Origin of the sequence: Bacterioplanes sanyensis (assembly GCF_014652515.1) — a bacterium.
GTDB classification, from domain to species: Bacteria; Pseudomonadota; Gammaproteobacteria; order Pseudomonadales; family Oceanobacteraceae; genus Bacterioplanes; species Bacterioplanes sanyensis.
Map to the genome: position 1 here is coordinate 1 of NZ_BMYY01000029.1, position 1593 is coordinate 1593.

At 51.0% G+C, this 1593-nt stretch carries 1 rRNA gene; it reads left to right on the plus strand.

The features are described 5' to 3' along the window. Positions 1-1593: ribosomal RNA gene (locus IE090_RS17715) — 23S ribosomal RNA — on the plus strand; the annotation flags it as partial.

Sequence of the window (1593 nt, forward strand, 5' to 3'; positions counted from 1 at the left end):
TCTAAGTACCCCGAGGAAAAGAAATCAACCGAGATTCCCTCAGTAGCGGCGAGCGAACGGGGACCAGCCCTTAAGCTGTTTTGTAGATAGTAGAACGCTCTGGAAAGTGCGGCCATAGTGGGTGATAGCCCCGTATACGAAATCTTATCTGCAGTGAAATCGAGTAGGTCGGGACACGTGTTATCCTGACTGAATATGGGGGGACCATCCTCCAAGGCTAAATACTCCCAGATGACCGATAGTGAACCAGTACCGTGAGGGAAAGGCGAAAAGAACCCCTGTGAGGGGAGTGAAATAGATCCTGAAACCGTGTACGTACAAGCAGTGGAAGCCGACTTTGTTCGGTGACTGCGTACCTTTTGTATAATGGGTCAGCGACTTAATGTTAGTGGCAAGGTTAAGCTTATAGCGGAGCCGTAGGGAAACCGAGTGTTAACTGCGCGTCCAGTCGCTAGCATTAGACCCGAAACCGGGCGATCTATCCATGAGCAGGTTGAAGGTTGAGTAACATCAACTGGAGGACCGAACCCACTGTCGTTGAAAAGCCAGGGGATGACTTGTGGATCGGAGTGAAAGGCTAATCAAGCCCGGAGATAGCTGGTTCTCCTCGAAAACTATTTAGGTAGTGCCTCATGTTTATCCTACGGGGGTAGAGCACTGTTAAGGCTAGGGGGTCATCCCGACTTACCAACCCTTTGCAAACTCCGAATACCGTAGAGATCAATCATGGGAGACACACGGCGGGTGCTAACGTCCGTCGTGGAAAGGGAAACAACCCAGACCGTCAGCTAAGGTCCCAAAGTTACAGTTAAGTGGGAAACGATGTGGGAAGGCTAAAACAGCTAGGAGGTTGGCTTAGAAGCAGCCATCCTTTAAAGAAAGCGTAATAGCTCACTAGTCGAGTCGGCCTGCGCGGAAGATATAACGGGGCTCAAACTGTACACCGAAGCTACGGATGCACTTTGTGCATGGTAGAGGAGCGTTCTGTAAGCCGTTGAAGGTCAAGGTGTGAACCAGGCTGGAGGTATCAGAAGTGCGAATGCTGACATGAGTAACGATAAGGGGTGTGAAAAACATCCCCGCCGGAAACCCAAGGGTTCCTGTCCAACGTTAATCGGGGCAGGGTTAGTCGGCCCCTAAGGCGAGGCTGAAAAGCGTAGTCGATGGGAAACAGGTTAATATTCCTGTACTTGTTTGTAGTGCGATGGGGGGACGGAGAAGGCTAGGCCAGCACGGCGTTGGTTGTCCGTGTTTAAGCTGGTAGGCAGAGAACTTAGGTAAATCCGGGTTCTTAATGCCGAGACGTGATGACGGTGACTCTACGGAGTCCGAAGTGGTCGATGCCATGCTTCCAGGAAAAGCCTCTAAGCTTCAGCTACAAAGAAACCGTACTCTAAACCGACACAGGTGGGTAGGTAGAGAATACCAAGGCGCTTGAGAGAACTCGGGTGAAGGAACTAGGCAAAATGGCACCGTAACTTCGGGAGAAGGTGCGCCGGTTTTGGTGAAGGACTTGCTCCGTAAGCTGAGACCGGTCGAAGATACCAGGTGGCTGCGACTGTTTATTAAAAACACAGCACTCTGCAAACTCGA